This window comes from Mesorhizobium onobrychidis, from assembly GCF_024707545.1.
Classification (GTDB): Bacteria; Pseudomonadota; Alphaproteobacteria; order Rhizobiales; family Rhizobiaceae; genus Mesorhizobium; species Mesorhizobium onobrychidis.
The window spans coordinates 882,234-900,223 of the sequence record NZ_CP062229.1 but is presented as its reverse complement, the minus strand read 5'-3'; the positions used below and the strand labels follow the sequence as shown (position 1 = coordinate 900,223).

General features: G+C 64.0%; 18 protein-coding genes. 6 read left to right on the top strand and 12 right to left on the bottom strand.

Features of this window, described 5'->3' with window-relative positions; translation table 11 throughout:
• Positions 1-123 precede the first annotated feature (123 nt).
• The gene (locus IHQ72_RS04260) at positions 124-1,965 is read right to left on the bottom strand and encodes a DEAD/DEAH box helicase (RefSeq protein WP_258121320.1); all 1,842 of its coding nucleotides are present in this window, start codon (positions 1,963-1,965) and stop codon (positions 124-126) included.
• A gap of 438 nt (positions 1,966-2,403) precedes the next feature.
• Here IHQ72_RS04260 and IHQ72_RS04255 point away from each other — a divergent pair, with 438 nt between their 5' ends.
• Positions 2,404-3,438, top strand: coding sequence for an aspartate-semialdehyde dehydrogenase (locus IHQ72_RS04255; protein ID WP_095484850.1), 1,035 nt, complete (start codon positions 2,404-2,406; stop codon positions 3,436-3,438).
• A 218-nt stretch (positions 3,439-3,656) separates the two neighbouring features.
• Here IHQ72_RS04255 and IHQ72_RS04250 read toward each other — a convergent pair whose 3' ends face one another.
• The gene (locus IHQ72_RS04250) at positions 3,657-4,064 is read right to left on the bottom strand and encodes an ACT domain-containing protein (protein ID WP_258121319.1); all 408 of its coding nucleotides are present in this window, start codon (positions 4,062-4,064) and stop codon (positions 3,657-3,659) included.
• A gap of 157 nt (positions 4,065-4,221) precedes the next feature.
• Here IHQ72_RS04250 and IHQ72_RS04245 point away from each other — a divergent pair, with 157 nt between their 5' ends.
• The 3 genes from IHQ72_RS04245 (at position 4,222) to IHQ72_RS04235 (ending at position 6,080) form a co-directional block, all read left to right on the top strand.
• Positions 4,222-5,127: a bestrophin family protein gene (locus IHQ72_RS04245; RefSeq protein WP_258121318.1), complete on the top strand. Its 906-nt coding sequence runs from the start codon at positions 4,222-4,224 to the stop codon at positions 5,125-5,127.
• Between the two features lie 124 nt (positions 5,128-5,251).
• Positions 5,252-5,662: a DoxX family protein gene (locus IHQ72_RS04240; RefSeq protein WP_258121317.1), complete on the top strand. Its 411-nt coding sequence runs from the start codon at positions 5,252-5,254 to the stop codon at positions 5,660-5,662.
• 154 nt (positions 5,663-5,816) lie between these two features.
• Positions 5,817-6,080 carry a YMGG-like glycine zipper-containing protein gene (locus tag IHQ72_RS04235; RefSeq protein ID WP_258121316.1) on the top strand — a complete coding sequence of 88 codons (264 nt, stop codon included), beginning with the start codon at positions 5,817-5,819 and terminating at the stop codon, positions 6,078-6,080.
• Positions 6,081-6,164: 84 nt separating this feature from the next.
• Here IHQ72_RS04235 and rpsP read toward each other — a convergent pair whose 3' ends face one another.
• The 7 genes from rpsP to IHQ72_RS04200 all read right to left on the bottom strand — a co-directional run bounded on the left by rpsP (position 6,165) and on the right by IHQ72_RS04200 (position 13,220).
• Positions 6,165-6,566: a 30S ribosomal protein S16 gene (gene rpsP, locus IHQ72_RS04230; protein ID WP_258121315.1), complete on the bottom strand. Its 402-nt coding sequence runs from the start codon at positions 6,564-6,566 to the stop codon at positions 6,165-6,167.
• 86 nt (positions 6,567-6,652) lie between these two features.
• Complete coding sequence (locus IHQ72_RS04225) at positions 6,653-6,979, bottom strand: chorismate mutase (RefSeq protein WP_254027833.1); 327 nt, start codon at positions 6,977-6,979, stop codon at positions 6,653-6,655.
• 7 nt (positions 6,980-6,986) lie between these two features.
• A complete protein-coding gene (ffh, locus tag IHQ72_RS04220; RefSeq protein ID WP_258121314.1) occupies positions 6,987-8,624 on the bottom strand; it encodes a signal recognition particle protein in 1,638 nt (545 codons plus the stop codon).
• A gap of 323 nt (positions 8,625-8,947) precedes the next feature.
• On the bottom strand, positions 8,948-9,913 hold the full coding sequence (locus IHQ72_RS04215; protein ID WP_258121313.1) for a CPBP family intramembrane glutamic endopeptidase: 966 nt from the start codon (positions 9,911-9,913) through the stop codon (positions 8,948-8,950).
• Positions 9,914-10,114: 201 nt separating this feature from the next.
• Positions 10,115-10,714, bottom strand: coding sequence for a DUF1236 domain-containing protein (locus tag IHQ72_RS04210; protein ID WP_258121312.1), 600 nt, complete (start codon positions 10,712-10,714; stop codon positions 10,115-10,117).
• A 63-nt stretch (positions 10,715-10,777) separates the two neighbouring features.
• Entirely contained in the window at positions 10,778-11,872 is a 1,095-nt protein-coding gene (locus tag IHQ72_RS04205) for a zinc-binding metallopeptidase family protein (RefSeq protein WP_258121311.1), read from the bottom strand.
• A gap of 100 nt (positions 11,873-11,972) precedes the next feature.
• A complete protein-coding gene (locus IHQ72_RS04200; protein WP_258121310.1) occupies positions 11,973-13,220 on the bottom strand; it encodes a flavin monoamine oxidase family protein in 1,248 nt (415 codons plus the stop codon).
• Between the two features lie 263 nt (positions 13,221-13,483).
• Here IHQ72_RS04200 and IHQ72_RS04195 point away from each other — a divergent pair, with 263 nt between their 5' ends.
• Positions 13,484-14,278 (top strand): lytic murein transglycosylase, encoded by a 795-nt coding sequence (locus tag IHQ72_RS04195; protein ID WP_258121309.1) that lies wholly within the window; start codon positions 13,484-13,486, stop codon positions 14,276-14,278.
• A gap of 114 nt (positions 14,279-14,392) precedes the next feature.
• On the opposite strand, the gene IHQ72_RS04190 is transcribed toward IHQ72_RS04195, so the two are convergent.
• Positions 14,393-15,322 carry an Ivy family c-type lysozyme inhibitor gene (locus IHQ72_RS04190; protein ID WP_258121308.1) on the bottom strand — a complete coding sequence of 310 codons (930 nt, stop codon included), beginning with the start codon at positions 15,320-15,322 and terminating at the stop codon, positions 14,393-14,395.
• A 61-nt stretch (positions 15,323-15,383) separates the two neighbouring features.
• Entirely contained in the window at positions 15,384-15,989 is a 606-nt protein-coding gene (gene leuD, locus IHQ72_RS04185) for a 3-isopropylmalate dehydratase small subunit (protein WP_258121307.1), read from the bottom strand.
• Positions 15,990-16,143: 154 nt separating this feature from the next.
• On the opposite strand from leuD, the gene IHQ72_RS04180 reads away from it, so the two are divergent.
• Positions 16,144-16,569, top strand: a complete 426-nt coding sequence (locus IHQ72_RS04180; RefSeq protein ID WP_258121306.1) for a GNAT family N-acetyltransferase — start codon at positions 16,144-16,146, stop codon at positions 16,567-16,569.
• 231 nt (positions 16,570-16,800) lie between these two features.
• Here the strand turns inward: IHQ72_RS04180 and IHQ72_RS04175 are convergent, their stop codons facing one another.
• The gene (locus IHQ72_RS04175) at positions 16,801-17,967 is read right to left on the bottom strand and encodes an NAD(P)/FAD-dependent oxidoreductase (RefSeq protein ID WP_258121305.1); all 1,167 of its coding nucleotides are present in this window, start codon (positions 17,965-17,967) and stop codon (positions 16,801-16,803) included.
• Between the last annotated feature and the right edge of the window lie 23 nt (positions 17,968-17,990).

Genomic DNA, 17,990 nt, shown 5'->3' with positions numbered 1-17,990 from the left:
CTGATCTCCCCCCAAGTGGCCCCTTGCGGGGGAGATGGCCGGCAGGCCAGAGGGGGGTGGGAAGGATCGCTACAGCTTTCGTTTTCCGCGGCGTTCTTTGGCCACCTGTCAAGATCGCTTAATTCAGGCCGGCCGCTTCTTCGGCTTCTTGTTCTTGGTGGGGCCGGTCTTGTCGAATTTCGGCTTGCTTGCCTTCCCGGCCCAGGGCTTTGCCTCGAACGCGGCGGGGCGCTGATCGGCTGACGGTGCGCGCTTCTCGAATTTGGGCGCGTTTTGGTCGAATGTCCGCTTGCCACGGTGCGGCTTCTTGTCCGGGCGTGGTTCCTGATAGCCGGCCCGCGACAGGTCGGGCGTGCCGTCCAGCCGCTTCACCGCGATGTTGTTCTGCAGCTTGCGGTCGGGCCCGATCGCTTGGAGAAACCGGTCGGCCCAATCGGCCGCGATCTGCACGAAGGTTTCCTCCGGCTGCATCTTGATGGCGCCGATCTCGCGCTTGCTGATGCCGCCGGTCCGGCACAGCATCGGGATCAGCCAGCGCGGCTCGGCATTCTGCCTGCGTCCCACCGACAGCGAGAACCAGACGCTGTCGCCGAAATCATCGCGGCGGCTGGGTGCCTCGTCCCTGCGCGCAAACTTGTCTCCCGACGGCGTGAACGGAGCGATGTCGAGTAGATCCTCGGGCGCCGAGCGGCTGGAGCGGCAGAGACGCACGAAGGCCGCCGCCACCAGCTCGGCGCCACGTTGGTCGAGAAGCGTGCTGACGAAGCCGCGCTCATCGTCCGTCACAGGCTCGGCGAAAACCGGATCAGCGAGGATGCGCTCGTCGTCGCGGCGCAGGACGTCGTCGACCGAAGGCGGACTTGCCCATGTCGCCGCAAGGCCGGCACTTTGCAGCAGCCGTTCGGTGCGCCTTCGGGCATTGTTGGGCACGATCAGCGCGCTGACGCCTTTGCGTCCCGCCCGCCCCGTCCGCCCGCTCCGGTGCAGCAGCGTCTCCGGATTGGTCGGCAGGTCGGCGTGGATCACCAGTTCGAGGTTGGGCAGGTCGATGCCGCGCGCCGCAACGTCGGTGGCGATGCAGACCTTGGCGCGGCCGTCGCGCATTGCCTGCAGCGCGTGACTGCGCTCGTTCTGGCTCAGCTCGCCCGAAAGCGCCACCACGGAAAAGTTGCGGTTGTTGAAGCGCGCGGTCAGGTGATTGACGGCGGCGCGCGTGTTGCAGAACACCAGTGCATTCTTCGCCTCGTAATAGCGCAGCACGTTGATGATGGCGTTTTCCCGGTCGGGCTGGGCCACGCTCAGCGCCCGGTATTCGATGTCGAGATGCTGCTTTTCCTCGCCCGAGGCCGAGATGCGTACCGCATCGCGCTGGTAACCCTTGGCCAGCGTGGCGATGGAGCGCGGTACGGTGGCCGAAAACATCAGCGTGCGACGCTCGGCAGGGGCAGCGTCGAGGATGAATTCCAGATCCTCGCGAAAGCCGAGATCGAGCATCTCGTCGGCTTCGTCGAGCACGACTGCCTTCAGTTCAGACATGTCGAGCGAGTTGCGGGTGATGTGGTCGCGCAGCCGGCCAGGCGTGCCGACGACGATATGGGCGCCGCGTTCCAGCGCGCGTCGCTCGGTGCGCATATCCATGCCGCCGACGCAGGACGCTATCGCTGCGCCGGTCAGTTCGTAAAGCCATTCCAGCTCGCGCGTTACCTGCAAAGCGAGCTCGCGCGTCGGCGCGACGGCCAGCGCCAGCGGTAAGGCGGCGTGGGAAAAGCGCTCGGCCCCATCGAGAAGGGTCGGCGCCAGGGCGAGGCCGAAGGCGACGGTCTTGCCGGAGCCGGTCTGCGCCGAAACCAGCGCATCGGCCTGCCCGAGCTCGAGAACCGCCTTCTGCACCGGTGTCAGCTCGACATAACCGCGTTTTTCCAGCGCCTTTGCCAGCGCGGGGACAAGTGCTTCGAAATTGGACATATGCTTCTTTCGGAATTCGGATTCTTTTATGCCCGGCAATGGGTCATCCGTCGGCGAGCACCAGGAGCGCCACGAGCCAAACGATCCAATCGTTCGTACTTCGCGCCGCCGCCATTGTACAGGGCAAGCCGCCTCGCTGCGTCGCGATTGACTCTTCGCCTAAACCGCGTAAAAGCCGGCACCGAACGGGATAGTTTCGATGCGCGGCCTTTTAATGGCGCTTCTTGCATTCGACTTCCCCGGCCGCAATGCGAACCATTGGGCCGGGCGCGTCGGCGCGTCTCCTCGTTCCAGCAAAACTACGGCTAAAACGACCACTAAAACGGTCTGATTCCCTTGGCCTAACCACCCTCTCCCGGGTCCGGCCCGGGGGTTGAAACCCGCATCGGCCGGCGGGTTTTCTCCAAAAAAACCGAGCGGAGAGGACAGGAGATTTCGATGAGTTTCAAGGTTGCAATCGTCGGCGCCACGGGCAATGTGGGCCGAGAAATGCTCAACATACTGGAAGAGCGCGGCTTTCCGGTAAGCGAGGTGGTGGCGCTGGCCTCGCGGCGCAGCCAGGGCACGGAAGTGTCGTTCGGCGACCGCACGCTGAAGGTCAGGACGCTCGACCAATATGATTTTTCCGACACCGACATCTGCATCATGTCGGCCGGCGGCAACGTCTCGAAGGAATGGTCGCCGAAGATCGGCAAGCAGGGCTGCGTCGTCATCGATAACTCGTCGGCCTTCCGCTACGACCAGGACGTGCCGCTGATCGTGCCGGAGGTGAACCCGGACGCGATTTCGCTGTTCACGCGCAAGAACATCATCGCCAACCCGAACTGCTCGACGGCGCAGCTGGTCGTGGCACTGAAGCCGTTGCACGACTTCGCCACCATCAAGCGCGTCGTCGTCGCCACCTACCAGTCGGTCTCCGGCGCCGGCAAGGAAGGCATGGACGAATTGTTCACGCAGACGCGGGCCGTGTTCGTCGCTGACCAGGTCGACGTCAAGAAGTTCACCAAGCGCATCGCCTTCAACGTCATCCCGCATATCGACGTCTTCCTCGACGACGGCTTCACCAAGGAAGAGTGGAAGATGGTCGCCGAGACCAAGAAGATGCTCGACCCCAAGATCAAGCTGACGGCGACCTGCGTGCGCGTGCCGGTGTTCATCGGCCATTCGGAAGCGGTCAACATCGAGTTCGAAAAACCGATCACCGCCGACGAGGCACGCGAGATTCTGCGCGAAGCGCCGGGCTGCCAGGTTCTCGACAAGCGCGAGGACGGCGGCTACATCACGCCGCTGGACTCGGCCGGCGAGGACGCCACCTTCATCTCGCGCATCCGCGAGGATTCGACCATCGACAACGGCCTGTCGATGTGGATCGTCTCCGACAATCTGCGCAAGGGCGCGGCACTCAACGCGGTGCAGATCGCCGAATTGCTGATCGAGCGCGGGCTGATCCAGCCGAAGAAGAAGGCGGCTTGATTCTCGCTCACGGCTCGGCCTTCGGCCGATTTAATTTTCGCTCACGGGCCGTATCGCCGCTGCCGCGGCGGCCCTCCGCGGGGGCGCCGGACAACCGGCGGCCCGCAGTCGCGGGCTCGGCCTTCGGCCGTTAGCTCCGTTCTCTCCGTTTTACGGGGAGAAGGTCCCGGCAGGGGATGAGGGGCAGCGCCCACATTTCCAGACACAAGGCGCCCGCCTCACCCACGATTCTCTTCCGCCAGCTTCGTCAGTATCGCCACCGCCTCTTCCGCCCGATCGGCCGGGACAAACAGATGGTCATGATAGAAGGCCGAGACCGGATTGACGCCCATGCCGGCGGCGGCAAGACGCGTGGTGATGGCGGCGAGGAAGCCTACCGCCTCCAGCGACGAATGGATGTTCAGCGTCACCATGCGGCAGCGAAACACGATCTCCAGGCCAGCGGCCTCGGCTTCCTCCTCTAGCGCGATCAGCGTCGTGCCCTCGCGCTCGCGAAACAGCATCACCGGCTCGAGGCTGTCCGGTACGGGCGCATCGCGCGGCAGTGTGGCGAAGACGTGGATGCGGGGACGCAATTCCGGCGTCATCGTTGCCAGCAGTTTCTTCAGATCGGTCTCGCCGGCCATCGATTTGCTCCCGAATGTCTTGCGGATTTTCGATAGCGTGCTCGGCCCCAGGCCGGCAAGGCGACATCGCCATGTCGCTGGCGGCTGAGCTTGTGCGTATACTGCATTGCACAATGGAACCGATCAGGGCCATTGCCGGTCCGTGAAAGGGGTTTTTATGATCGTTCGCCCGCGCCCGGGATTCTTGCATCTGTTCTTCATCATGCGCGGCTCGGTGGTGCCGCGCATCCTGCCGCAGATCTTCGGCTTCGGCGTCTACGGCGCGCTGGTGGTGCTGGCGGTCAGGGCACTGAAGCTTGACTTCGGCAATGCCGGCCCCGCGCCGTTCGCCCTGCTCGGTGTGGCGCTGTCGATCTATCTCGGCTTCCGCAACAACGCCGCCTATGACCGCTGGTGGGAAGCGCGCAAGCTGTGGGGTCAGCTTGTCTTCGACATTCGCAATCTGGCGCGCGCCAGCACCGGGCTGATCGAAAACCGGGCGGAACTGCGCGGCCTGCTGATGGAGGCGATCGCCTTCTGCCACTTCCTGCGCGGCCTGCTTCGGCGGGTGGACGCAACGTCGGACGCACGCGCGTTCATCGGCGACGAAGCCGAAAGTGCCGCCAAGCTGGCCAACCCGCCCGACGCCCTGGTGCGGCGGATGGGCGAGCGAGCCGCCGCGCTGTACAGGGCCGGCGCGATCGACGTCATGGGCTACCGCATCCTCGACGAGCGCCTGTCGCAAATCGCCGCAGCGCAGGCCGGCTGCGAGCGCATCATGGGAACACCGCTTCCGTTTGCCTACACGCTGCTCTTGCAGCGCACCGCCTATATCTTCTGCCTGCTGCTGCCGTTTGGGCTCGCCTCGACTGCCGGCTGGGCGACGCCGCTGTTCACGGCGCTGATCGCCTACACCTTCTTCGGCCTCGACGCGCTCTCGGAGGAACTCGAGGACCCGTTCGGCACCGAGGCCAACGACCTCGCCCTCGACGGCCTGTGCCGCGTCTGTGAAATCTCGGTGTTCGAGGCGCTCGGCGAGGCGCCGCCAAAAATGATCCCCGCCGAAAAATACTATTTCTCCTAGGGTTTGTTCCCACGCTCATGGCAGCGCCGTGCGCTCAAAAGATCGTAGGCGTGTTGGATCGCCGCCTCACGCCGCGTCCTTGGTTCGACCCTCGCCAAGAGGGCTCGAAACAACCGGAGGACCAATGACCATGTCTCAAACAGCATCCGTCACGCCGGGCGCGCTGTGGACCGGCCGAGGGCTCAGCGCCCTCATCGTGCTGTTCATGATCTTCGACAGCGTCATCAAGCTGCCGCCGCTCGATGTCGTCACCCAGACCATGGTGCAGCTCGGCTGGCCGGCCGATCCCAATGTCTCGCGCATGCTCGGCCTCATCGGACTGGTCTCGACTGCGCTGTATGCGGTGCCGCGCACCTCGGTGCTTGGCGCCATCCTGCTCACCGCCTACCTCGGTGGCGCCATCGCGACGCATATACGTATCGGCAGCCCGCTGTTTTCGCACACGCTGTTCGGCGTCTATCTCGGCTTCATCTTGTGGGGTGGCCTTTTTCTGCGCAACCCCAGGGTGCGCGCGCTGATCCAGTTCAACCGATAGCGGCGACTTCAAAAGCCGTTCGATGGGCGGTCGCGCCGCCAGAGAAGGCGCGGTCTGCCGCCACCCTTCTTCTTTGACTTTGGATCAAATCGCCCGATTGCGAGTTAGGAGATATGGCGGCGAGGACGGGAAACCCCGTTTGAGAGGAACGACAATGAAGAAGCTGGTGGTCCTGATGGTATTGGCAACCTCGCTCGCAGCCTGTTCCCGGACAGAACAGGGCGCGGCGGTCGGTGGCCTCGGTGGCGCTGCTGTCGGCGCTGCCGTCGCAAACGATCCGGTGGAGGGAGCTGTCGTTGGTGGTGCCGTCGGCGCCGTCGCCGGTGCGCTGATCGGCCGGGCCAACGAACCGGACCGCTGCCGCTACCGGGATCGCTATGGCCGCGTATACATCGCCCGTTGCCCGCAGGGCTATTGAACAGGCGCGGCCTCCCTCACGGGCATGCCCTGAAAAGAGAACGGCGGGCAATGGCCCGCCGTCTTCATGACCGATAAAGGTCGATTATTCGGCGGTCGCGGCTTCCGCCTCGGCCGGCGCGGCGGCCGCGGCGGCAACAGCGGCGGCTGCATCGTCCTGCGCCTTCTTCAGAAGTGCGGCGCGTTCCTGCGCCTTCTTGCCGGGCTCGGCCTTCTTCGGGTTGGAGCGGGTCTCACGCTTGGCGATGCCGGCCTCATCGAGGAAGCGCAGCACGCGGTCGGTCGGCTGGGCGCCGTGCGAAAGCCAATGCTTGACGCGGTCGGCGTCGACCTTGACCCGCTCGCCGTCCTTGGGCAGCAGCGGGTTCCACGAGCCGAGCGACTCGATGAATCGGCCGTCGCGCGGCGAACGGGCGTCGGCGACGACGACGTGGTAATAGGGACGCTTCTTCGAGCCCGCACGGGCCAGTCGGATTTTCAGTGGCATTTCTTTTCTCCTAAAAACTCTGATTTTCGTTGATCGGGGTTGTGGCTGTTGTCTTTATGCATGTCGTTGTCCGGCTGCACTGGTCCTCAGCCGGTTTTCGTTACGCCGTTGGATGCGGCGATATGCTCGTGATGCCGGATCACTTCACGGACGACGAAGTTCAGGAATTTCTCCGCGAAATCCGGGTCGAGATGGGCGTCCTTCGCCAGTTGGCGAAGGCGGGCGATCTGCTGCTGCTCGCGTGCCGGATCGGCCGGCGGCAGGCCATGCGACGCCTTCAGCTTGCCGACCGCCTTGGTGCAGCGGAAACGCTCGGCCAGCATGTGGATGAGCGCTGCGTCGATGTTGTCGATCGAGGCGCGGTAGTCGACCAGCGCCGCACGGGCGTCGGCCATGTCCTTCTCTTCGTTCATGGCGCCCTCACTTCTTCTTGCCGGGGCCGTTCTTGCCGAGCATTGGCAGGCCGCCGCCAGATCCCGGCAGACCAGGAAGCTTCATGCCGCCGGGCAGCCCAGGCAGGCCACCGCCACCTGGAAGGCCACCGGGCAGGCCCTTCATGCCGCCGAGACCGGCTGCCTGCGCCTGCTTCTGCAAGGCTTCGAGTTGCTTGGGGTCCATCTTGGACAGGTCCGGCATGCCGCCGCCCATCATGCCGCCCGGGCCACCCATGCCTCCCATACCCCCTGGCATCATGCCGCCGAGGCCCATCTTCTGGGCCAGGCCGCCCATCATGCCGCGCATCAGGCCACCGCCTTTGCCCTTGCCGCCCATCGCCTTCATCATGTCGGCCATGCCGCGATGCATCTTCAGGAGCTTGTTGATCTCGGCCGCGTCGGTGCCGGAGCCGGCGGCGATGCGCTTCTTGCGCGAGTGCTTCAGAATATCGGGGTTGGCGCGCTCGGCCTTGGTCATCGACGAGATGATGGCGAGCTGGCGGCCAAACATCTTGTCGTCGAGACCGGCGGCAGCCATCTGATCCTTCATCTTGCCCATGCCCGGCATCATGCCCATGATGCCGCCCATGCCGCCCATCTTCGACATCTGCTGAAGCTGGCCGGCAAGGTCGTTCAGGTCGAACTTGCCCGACTGCATCTTCTTGGCCATCGCCGCCGCCTGCTCGGCGTCGATGTTTTCGGCAGCCTTTTCGACGAGGCTGATGATGTCGCCCATGCCGAGGATGCGGTCGGCGATGCGCTTGGGATGGAATTCCTCCAGCCCGTCCATTTTCTCGCCGGTGCCGATCAGCTTGATCGGCTTGCCGGTGACGGCGCGCATGGAAAGTGCTGCACCACCACGCCCATCACCATCCATGCGGGTCAGCACCAGCCCGGTGATGCCGACGCGCTCATCGAAGCTTTTCGCCAGATTGACGGCGTCCTGGCCGGTCAGCGAATCGGCAACCAAAAGGATCTCGTGCGGCGACGACACCTTCTTGATGTCGGCCATCTCGACCATCAGCGGCTCGTCGATATGGGTACGGCCGGCGGTGTCGAGGATGACGACGTCATGGCCGCCGAGCTTTGCCGCCTGCACGGCGCGGCGGGCGATGTCGACGGGATTCTGGCCGGCGACGATCGGCAGCGTGGCGACCTTGACCTGCTCGCCGAGCTGACGGAGCTGCTCCTGCGCGGCAGGACGCCGCGTGTCGAGCGAGGCCATAAGGACCTTCTTGTTCTGACGCTCGGTGAGGCGCTTGGCGATCTTGGCCGATGTCGTGGTCTTGCCGGAACCCTGCAGGCCGACCATCATGACGACGACCGGGGCCGGTGCGTTGAGGTCGATGGCAACGCCCTCGGCGCCGAGCATCTCGACCAGCTCGTCATGGACGATCTTGACGACCATCTGGCCGGGCTTGATCGACTTCACCACGGCGGCGCCGACGGCCCTCTCGCGAACCTTGTCGGTGAAGGAACGCACCACTTCCAGCGCCACGTCGGCCTCGAGCAGCGCACGGCGCACCTCGCGCAGCGCCGCCGAGACATCGGCCTCGGACAGGGCACCGCGACCGGTGAGGCCGTTCAGGATGGAGCCAAGGCGCTCCTGAAGCGATTCAAACATCTTGCGTCCTTCAATCTCGGGTCGTTCGACCCGAGAGGTAATGCGTTCGCGCCCAGTATCCAACCCAAAGCCGGTCCAGGCAAAAGCCCAAAGCCAAAAAGCACCCGGGGGCGCACAGCGCTGCCGGATGTTAGCCTCCAGGATCGATTTACAGCACGTCACCTCAAAGAGGCTTCGGCGTCCCGGTCGGCTTGCTCGGAGGAATACTCGTCGCGGAATTCGCGGCGTGTAGACAGGAAATCGGCCGCGGAGTCAAGGTGCGGGGCCGAATACGCTGAACCGGGCCGGTTCGGTTTATGGCAGCACCACCAGCGTGATGCGCATCAGCTTGGGCCGCCGGGGTGCGAAATATCCGGCTCGACCTTCAGCGGCGAGCGCGGATGCAGCAGCAGCAGAACGGTCAACAGGCTGCAGATGGTGCCGATCGCCGCGATGAGGACGGCATCAAGCGTCGTCCAGCCGGGGCCTTCGAGCGGCTTGGCGTTGAACAGGGCGAAGGAATTGTAGCTCTGCTGGTGCGAAATCAGCAGGAAGCCGGTCAGATTGTTGCCGAGATGGGCGCCAAAGGCTGCGCCGAGATTGCCCGTGGCATAGACCACAAGCGTCAGGAGCAGCGCAAAAGCGGCGATCGAGGCCAGCACGCAGGCGTTGATGGCGGCCGTCGAGCTTGGGCTCCAATGCATCGAAGTGAACAGAAGCGCTGGCAGCAATGCCCAGATGAAGGGGTTTTGAAACCGGTTGGCCAGGCCCCTGAGGAGATAGCCGCGGAACAGCACTTCTTCGGACGAGGTCTGCAGCAGGGTCAGCACAGCGATCGGGATCAGGAACAGCAGCCAGGACGACAGGCCGATCGCACCGCGCGCAATGTCGGGCTGCAAGAGATAGAGCAGGATTTCGGAGAGCAGCGATGTGAGCAGCACCGCGGCCAATCCCCTAAAGAATCCCGAGCGCGAAACGCGGCGGCTGGTGCCGATCAGCGCCATCAGCGGCTCGCGATGGACCCAGCGCATGGCAGCCCACAGGCCGAGCCAGATTCCGGCAAAGGAGGCGAGCGCGGCGAGGATTCCGGCGGGCGAGGCCATGAAATTCTGCACCGCCCCTCCTTCTATCGGGGCGCCAGACGATGCCTGCCAGATAACAAAAAGATAGGCGCCGCCGAACAGCACGGCGATGGTTGTCGCGACCCAGAACAGGATGACGATCACCGTTCCGAGCAGGAGGCGCGGCAGGGTCGTCTTGGCGTTGGGAGTATGCCGGTAGCGCTCGAAGGCGGCAGGGTCTGATATCACGCGGGTTCCTTGCCTGATGCATCGGGTCGCACGATCTAGAGCATCGAACCTGAAAGTGGAACCGGTTTTGGGAAAATCCGATGCTCGGACAAAGCTGGAGCGGCGGGCACGCCGCTCCAGCACGAAGCTCGGGTTAACGATGTCGGACAGCGGCGGCCGCCATTGGCTCTTGCCCGGCGGCCGCCTGGTTGCTTGATGACGTCAGCGCTCGACGTACATGATGCGTCGGGTGCCCGGATCGACCAGTGCCGGCTGACCGTTCACATAGACATAGCGGTAGTCATAGTCCGGAATCTCGCGCAACTCGACGGTATCGGGCAAGGTCGCGCCCGTAACCACTTCGCCCTCGAGATAGACCGGGTCGAGCCGGTTGGTGTCGATATAGGTGCGGACTTCGGCCGGCGGCCGTCTGATCGGCTCGATCGGCTCGCCAGCGACGATCGCTCCGGTATAGGTGTTGGGATAGTCGACATCGGCGGGCGCTTCGACGATGGCAATGTCTGCGGCGGCCGGGCGCCGGGTCAGGACGACCTCGTTGCCGCCGAAATCGGCGGTCACATAGTCGGAATAGATCCAGCCCTGGCCATTGGCCTCGGCTATGGTGCACCATTTGCTGTTTTGGATGCAGCCATCAAGCGTCGCCGACTGGCCGGCGGCGAGCACGCCGATGACCGGGTATTGCGGGCCGGGGCCGGCGCGAATGTTGAGATCGGCGACAGCCGAGACGGCGGTATCGGCCAAGGCTGTGCCCGACATGGCGACAAGCGCTCCGGCGACAGCAGGAAACAGTATGCGCTTCATGGTTTCGCTCCGTTTTGATGGTCCCTCGCGAACGAAAACGAAACAAGGCCCTATGCGTTCCGGCTAAAACGCCTCAGCCGGCTCACGTTTTGTTCCGGTTTCTTTCACTACAGTCAGGAGCTCATGGACGAAGGCCAGCTTCTGTGCCGTTACCTCCGAGATGACGAAGGGATAGAGGTCGGGCAGGCCCATGCAGCGGTTGATCGAGTTGGACGCTTCCGACAGCACCAGCCAGCGGGCTATTATTTTTTCGAACGGTTCGGGAACGGGGGCAGGTTCGGACGGCGCCGGTTGCAGCTCGCCGCCGGTGTCGCCCCGCGACAGGTCGTTGGCCTCCACGGTTTCCAGTCGGCCGAGTGGGAAATTCAGCGCATGCACCATCTCCAGTGTATCGGTGATGTGCAGATGGTGCGCCCATGTCTCGGCCCAGTCCTCCCAGGGATGGGACGTGGCGTAGGCCGAAATGTGGCCCTGCTGCCAGTCGGGCGGCGCGCCATTGGCATGGTAGGCCTTCAGCGCCTGTTCGTAATCGGTGCGGTCGTCGCCGAATAATGTGCGGAAGGCGACAAGCCGTTGCGGGTCATAGCGGATCAGGCGGTCCCAATAATAGTGGCCGAGTTCGTGGCGGAAATGGCCGAGCAATGTGCGGTAGTTCTCGCCCATTTCGACACGCCGTCTTTCGCGCTCAGCCGAGTCCGCCTCGGCGACATTGAGTGTGATCAGGCCGTTGTCATGGCCGGTCAGGATACGCTCGCCACCCGGACCGCCGCCGATCGGATCGGCGAGGAAGTCGAAAGCGAGGCCGGCCTCGTCGCCGGCGTTCTGCTTGGGTGCGACCGGCAGTCCGGCGGCGAGCAGCGAATAGATTGCCCGCTTCTTCGCCGCTTCGACGCGGATCCAGCGACGGCGGTTGCCATCGACCGAAAGGTCCGGGATCAGCTGATTCAACTCGCAGGCGCGGCAGAAGGCATGGCCCGGTTCCGCCATCCAGTTACAGGCGCACTCGTCGGCATTGGTGCACTGGAAAACGCCGCCGGCGCCGGACAACACGAAGCACGCATGCCCTGGATCGTAGAGCACGGAACTGGCGCAGCTCAGGCACTGGGCGTTCTCGAAATAGAGGCGGTGGCCGCAATGCGGGCAATCGAAGAGCTTCATCCCAATCTCAAATCGTCAGGTCTCGAAATCATCAGCCCGGATATAGTGCGGAGCGGCATATCGCCCAAACGCCTGTCGGCGGCCGGCGTTCCTGCCGTTGCTATTTTGCCGCAAGCTGGGCAGCGACCGTCCTCGCCACCGCCTCGCCCGATAGCCTGGCGCCGCCGCAGGTCTGCATCAGCGGACCGGCCAGATGCTCGCCGGCGAAGAAGATTTTTTCCGCCACCGGCTGCATCAGCGTGGCGCGCGCCTGCGAACGGCCGGGCCGCGCCGCCGCATAGGCACCGCGCACGAACCGCTCGCCGCCCCAATTGGTCATCATGGCGCGCCCGACATGTTTTCGGACGTCGCCGCCGAAGATGGCGCACAGCCGGTCGACGACAAAGTCGACGCCTGCCGCCTCGCCCGCCGCCGACATCTCCCAGGCGAAATCGCCGCCGACGAAGCCGACCATCAGGTCGAGGTCGAAAGGAAAGCAAAGGAAGTAGATATCATGCCTGGCCAGCCGCTCGATCAGCAGATCGTCGAAGGGCGCCAGCCCGAGCCTTGTACCCCTGATCTCGACCGGCAGCTTGGTCAGCATGCCCATCGGCAGGTCGAAGAAGGCAGCGAAATGCGTGTCGGGCAGCGTCGGCGCGAATTCGATCTCCTCGAAGGCGAGCACCGCCGGCGAGGCGGTGACAATGGCCGCCTTGGCGCGGATGGTGCCGCGATCGGTGACGCAGGCGACGCCAGGCACGTCCCAGAGGATTTTCCGCACCGGCGTCGACAGCTCGACCGGCACGTCGGCGCCGAAACCGGCGACCAACGCGCCGAACCCCTCTTTGGTGAAATAGTTCGGATCGAGATCGGCGGCGGCCTGAAAGTCGCGGATCGATATCTCGTCCTCGTCGGCGCCAAAGTCCATCGGCCCGGCGAAGGTGGCGGCGGCGCGCGGCGCATGGCCCCTGGCAAGCAACGTCGAAAGACGGTCGTCGTCGCCAGGCTTGATCTCATGCGCCGCCAGCAGCTCGAACAGCCTGCTATCGGCCGCTTTCATCGCGGCCTCCTCGTCCTCGCTCGCCTTTCGATTGCGATAATAGAGATGATCGACATTCATGTCGTGATGGTGAAGCGTCCAGCGGGCAGCTTGCGCCTCGGCAAAGTAGGGATTGCGGTCGGCCGCGTGCAGCCAGGCGCAGCCGATGTCGAAAGGGACGCCGAAATGCTGATCGCTGGTCCAGGCGCGGCCGCCGATACGGTTCATCGCCTCGAACAGCTTGAAGGAAAGGCCGGCCGCACCCAGGGTCTTGGCGGCGGAAAGTCCCGCCGAGCCGGCCCCGATGACCACGACGTCAACGTCTTCCATGAATATTCTAGCCCCCGCCACAATAATTACTTGATCGTAAGCAAGTTCTCCGGCATTCGCCAGCGCTGCGCCGGCGATGCGTAAACGACTTCTTAGCGGGCGGCTCGAAAATCGGTTTCGATTCTCGGAAAGCACGATGCGCTGATTGTAAAGTGTTGGAGCGTACTGCGTCCAAGTGGGCGTACGTGCGCCAACAGTGACAAGCGGGCGTTTCGCTGGCAAATTCGTATTTGGGACAAGATCCAGGCAACCAGGAGAGCAACATGGCATTTTTTGCCAAGGGAAAGATTTTCGCAGCGGCGGCATTGATGATGCTTGCTGCGGCAACAGCTGCACAGGCCGCCCAGTGCGGCAACACAGGCGCCGGCTTCGAAGCGTGGAAGGCTGAGTTCGCCGCCGAGGCTAGGGCCAACGGTGTAGGCTCGAAGGGTCTGGCCGCTCTGGCTCGCGCGACCTACGCAACAAGGACGATCGCCGCCGACCGCGCAATCCACAAGGCTTTCGGCGGCTCGGTGGAAGCTTTCATGAAGCGCCGTGGCGCGTCCACCATCATTTCCAAGGGCCGTTCGCTGAAGAAGTCGAACGCGGCGCTGTTCGCCAGGATCGAGGGAACCTACGGCGTGTCGCCGGGTGTGTTGCTCGCCATCTGGGGCATGGAGACCGGCTTCGGTTCCTCCATGGGCAAGCAGAATACCGTCTCTGCCATTTTAACGCTTGCCTATGATTGCCGCCGCCCGGAGTTCTTTTATCCGCATGCCATTGCAGCCCTGAAGCTGGTTGATCGCGGAGCGTTGAGCGCCTCGTCGGTCGGTGCCGCGCATGGCGAGATTGGCCACACGCAGTTCCTGCCCGGAAATGTTTTGAAGTATGGAGTCGGCAACAAAAATCTGCGCGACAAGAGCACTGCGTTGGCTTCCACCGCCAACTTCCTCAAGGGTCATGGTTGGCGGGCCGGCGGGAGCGCGCAGGCGAATATGGGCGCAATTGCTGGCTGGAATTCCGCGAGCGTCTATCAACAGGCCATCGCCCGCATGGCCACGGCGATCGATGGCGACTGATGGAAATCTCCATTCGACGGAAAGCCCGGCCATGGCCGGGCTTTTTTGTTGATGCTCTAAGGTTACGACTGCCGCCGCTCGGCCCGGCCTCGGGAACGGCACGAAGCAGAGAAGCTAATTCGGCGAGCCGAGCGCCTTGTCCATCGCTTCCCTGACGTCGGCGGGCCACGTGTTCACAGTTGGCCACGCGTCCGGCTCGGGCTTGTCGCCCCGGCGGGCGAAATAGAGCTTGTGGTTGGCCGGGTCGACCCCCATGAAGCCGTCATTGCCACCGCAATCGTGCGGCACGCAGCCGCTGGCATAGAAGGCGCCCGAGGCGGTTTTCTCGGTGCCGCCGCCGACCAGCAGGCTGGTCGCCATCTCGGGCATCTCCTTGCCGAGCAGCGTCTCGGCCAGCCTGTAGATGGCCTCGTTGTGGAAGGCGTCGACGATGTTGTCGTATTTCGACGCATCGACGTCTTTCCAGTCAGTGCCTGGCTCCGGCATATAGGTGAGATTGCCGGAAGTCGTCAGCCCGTCCGTCGACGACCATTGCAGCGCCGGCTTGGAAACGCCCGGCAGCAGATAGGGCACGAAATAGATGGCGCTGTCGGAGATCGCAGCCGGCGGTGCGCCGCATTCATCCTGCTCGACCGTGATGCTCTGGATGGCGCCGCCTTCTGGCTTCCAGACGATCACCGTGGCCGGGCCGCACTGGTTGCCGCCATCGCCGACATCGACCAGCGCGACGTTGACCCCGCCGACCTTGACGATCTTGTCGAAGGACACCTCGTAATTGCTGGCCAGCTGCTTGCCGTCATAGGCCAGCACCTTCTCGCCATACTCTTCCTGCTGGGTGATGGTCAGCTGCCCACTCTCGAACGGGACCGGTGCTTGGCTGTCATCGTCGGCTAGGGCCGCATTGCTCGACGCGCCCAGGTCGGCGGCCCCGCCGGACGGATCGTCAGCCGGCACGAGCACCATGTCGGTCTGTGCATGCGCGCCAGCCACCGGCATCAGAATCCACGCCAGCGCGCAGGCGCCGGCAAGAAGCGAACGTGTCATGACTGTCCCTCCGTTCAGCCGCCACGAAACCCGGCCTGTCGCGGCCGGGGTCATCGTACGCTCAGGCCCAGGGGCGCTCAGCGGCGTTCTTCTTCTCGAACGAGGCGATAGCGTCGGTCTTCTCCATGGTCAGGCCGATATCGTCGAGCCCGTTGAGCAGGCAGTGCCGCTTGAAGTCGTCGAGGTCGAACTTGACCACGCCGCCGTCGGGGCCGCGGATTTCCTTGGCTTCGAGGTCGACCGATACCGTTGCGTTGGAACCGCGCGAGGCGTCATCCATCAGCTTCTCCAGATCCTCGGGGCTGACGGTGATCGGCAGAATGCCGTTCTTGAAGCAGTTGTTGTAGAAAATGTCGGCGAACGAGGTCGAGATGACGCAGCGTATGCCGAAATCGAGCAGCGCCCATGGCGCATGTTCGCGCGACGAGCCGCAGCCGAAATTGTCGCCGGCGACCAGGATCTGCGCCTTGCGATAGGCCGGCTTGTTGAGCACGAAGTCGGGGTTTTCCGAACCGTCGTCCTTGTAGCGCATTTCGGCAAACAGTCCGCTGCCGAGCCCGGTGCGCTTGATCGTCTTGAGATAATCCTTGGGAATAATCATGTCGGTGTCGACATTGACGATCGGCATCGGCGCGGCAACGCCGGTGAGCTTGGTGAATTTTTCCATGGTCTTTGCCCGTCTTCTTTTCGCTGCGGGGGATGTGTTGGCGCCCGGTTTATACAAAGCTGCGGGCAAATAAAAGGCGGCTGTTTTCAGCTGGCCCTGGTCCTGGAGCACAGACCGCTTCAAAGTTGCCGCCCTATGGTGCACCTTGGTCGGAATGACAACACGTCCCAAAGTCCTCTACGCCATCGAACCGACCCTCGACGCAGCCGAGTTCCGCCGCGTGCTGGTGGAATCCGGCCTCGGCGTCACTCGGCCCATCGATGACGACGTCCGTCTGAAGGCGATGCTTGCCAATGCAGATCTGGTGTTGACGGCGCGCCTCGATGCGCCTGGCAAGCCGCTGATTGGCCTCGCCCGCGGCATCACCGACTTCTCGTGGGTGTGCTACATTTCCGAGCTCGCCGTTTGCAAATCGGCGCAAGGGCTCGGCATCGGCAAGGGCCTGCTCGACGAAGTGCGGCGGCAGCTCGGGCCGTCCGTCGCCATCTCACTGATTTCCGTGCCCGACGCCGTCGGCTTCTACGAACGGATCGGCATGGCGCGCATGCCCGACGCGTTCTGGTTCGGCCGCGAGCGCTGAGGGCTTCGCCCTGTCGATCCTTCGCGCCCCCCTCTGTCCTGCCGGACATCTCCCCCACGAGTGGGGAGATTGGCCGTCCCCACCGCTTTCGCCAACCTCCTTCGTCGCAGGGGCGAGCGGGGCGCTGAAACTGCTAATCTCCCCCCATGTGGGGGAGATGTCCGGCAGGACAGAGGGGGGCGCTGTCCCTCCAGCATCGAAAAGGACCGTCGCGGCGCCAGCCCTTCTTGGCTAGATCACATTCAATTCCCTAAAAGCCCGCCCCTCGGCAACGCGCTCATACCCAAACGCCGAGCAGTCCACCGTGCGGTAGCCGCCATGCACGATCAGCTCGGCCAGCGCCTTGCCGACCGCCGGCGCCTGCTGCAGGCCGTGGCCGGAAAAACCGTTGGCGAAGAGAAAATTCCTGACCTGCGGATGCGGGCCGATCACCGCGTTCTGGTCGAGCGTGTTGTAGTCGTAATGGCCGGCCCAGGCGCGCGTCGGCTTGATCGCCTCGAAGGCGGGAATGCGGGTGGCCAGCACCGGCCAGATCACCTCTTCGAACAGCGGCCAGTCGGGCTCGAAATCGGCAGGATCGGCAGGGCCGTCGCCCTCTTCCGGCTCGCCGCCGCCGGTGATGTAGACCGAGCCTTCCGGCCTGACATAGATGCCTGAGGGATCGACCAGCAGCGGCATGTCGGCATATTTCTCGCGCGCCTCGAAGATGAAGACGTTGCGCTTGCGCGGCTCTACCGGCAGCGCCAGCCCGGCCATTGCGGAAACTTTGCCGGCATTCGGCCCGGCGGCGTTGACGACGATGCCGGCGTCGAGCCGCTCGCCGTTGTCGAGGTTTACCCCGGTGACGCGGTCGCCCTGCCGTTCGATGCCGGTCACATCAGCGGTGATGAAATCGATGTTTTTGTCCCGCAGCGCCTTGCGGAACAGCATCAGCATGGCATGCGCGTCGAACCAGCCCTCGCCCGTGCAGCCATAGGCACCGGCGGTGATGCCCTCCGCCGACAGCCACGGAAACCGGCGGACGAGCGCCTCCGCATCCTCAAGCACGATGTCGGCGCCCTCGGCCAACTGCGTCTCGTGGTTGGCCTTGAGGATCGGCAATCCGTTCTCGCCGGCAAGGATGAGGTAGCCGCCTTCGCGAAAGCCGATATCGGCATCGGCCCCGAATTCTTCGCCGAGCCGCCGGAACAGTTTCAGCGTGAACTGCGACAGGCGGATGTTTTCGGGAATCGAAAACTGCTGGCGGATTGAAGCGCAGGACAGCGTCGTTGCCGCATGGGCGAATTGCGGGTCGCGCTCGACCAGCGCGATCGAGCCCGAAAAGCCTTCCTCGCGCAGATAATAGGCGATCGAGGAGCCGACGATGGCTCCACCGATGATGACGACGTCGTGGCGCACTTTCTCGATTCTCCAGTTCCAGA

Bases quoted from the DNA above. Each gene is read 5' to 3' on its own strand.
- IHQ72_RS04260 (WP_258121320.1), bottom strand. From the start codon at position 1,965: ATGTCCAATTTCGAAGCACTTGTCCCCGCGCTGGCAAAGGCGCTGGAA.
- IHQ72_RS04255 (WP_095484850.1), top strand. From the start codon at position 2,404: ATGAGTTTCAAGGTTGCAATCGTCGGCGCCACGGGCAATGTGGGCCGA.
- IHQ72_RS04250 (WP_258121319.1), bottom strand. From the start codon at position 4,064: ATGGCCGGCGAGACCGATCTGAAGAAACTGCTGGCAACGATGACGCCG.
- IHQ72_RS04245 (WP_258121318.1), top strand. From the start codon at position 4,222: ATGATCGTTCGCCCGCGCCCGGGATTCTTGCATCTGTTCTTCATCATG.
- IHQ72_RS04240 (WP_258121317.1), top strand. From the start codon at position 5,252: ATGACCATGTCTCAAACAGCATCCGTCACGCCGGGCGCGCTGTGGACC.
- IHQ72_RS04235 (WP_258121316.1), top strand. From the start codon at position 5,817: ATGAAGAAGCTGGTGGTCCTGATGGTATTGGCAACCTCGCTCGCAGCC.
- rpsP (WP_258121315.1), bottom strand. From the start codon at position 6,566: ATGCCACTGAAAATCCGACTGGCCCGTGCGGGCTCGAAGAAGCGTCCC.
- IHQ72_RS04225 (WP_254027833.1), bottom strand. From the start codon at position 6,979: ATGAACGAAGAGAAGGACATGGCCGACGCCCGTGCGGCGCTGGTCGAC.
- ffh (WP_258121314.1), bottom strand. From the start codon at position 8,624: ATGTTTGAATCGCTTCAGGAGCGCCTTGGCTCCATCCTGAACGGCCTC.
- IHQ72_RS04210 (WP_258121312.1), bottom strand. From the start codon at position 10,714: ATGAAGCGCATACTGTTTCCTGCTGTCGCCGGAGCGCTTGTCGCCATG.
- IHQ72_RS04205 (WP_258121311.1), bottom strand. From the start codon at position 11,872: ATGAAGCTCTTCGATTGCCCGCATTGCGGCCACCGCCTCTATTTCGAG.
- IHQ72_RS04200 (WP_258121310.1), bottom strand. From the start codon at position 13,220: ATGGAAGACGTTGACGTCGTGGTCATCGGGGCCGGCTCGGCGGGACTT.
- IHQ72_RS04195 (WP_258121309.1), top strand. From the start codon at position 13,484: ATGGCATTTTTTGCCAAGGGAAAGATTTTCGCAGCGGCGGCATTGATG.
- IHQ72_RS04190 (WP_258121308.1), bottom strand. From the start codon at position 15,322: ATGACACGTTCGCTTCTTGCCGGCGCCTGCGCGCTGGCGTGGATTCTG.
- leuD (WP_258121307.1), bottom strand. From the start codon at position 15,989: ATGGAAAAATTCACCAAGCTCACCGGCGTTGCCGCGCCGATGCCGATC.
- IHQ72_RS04180 (WP_258121306.1), top strand. From the start codon at position 16,144: ATGACAACACGTCCCAAAGTCCTCTACGCCATCGAACCGACCCTCGAC.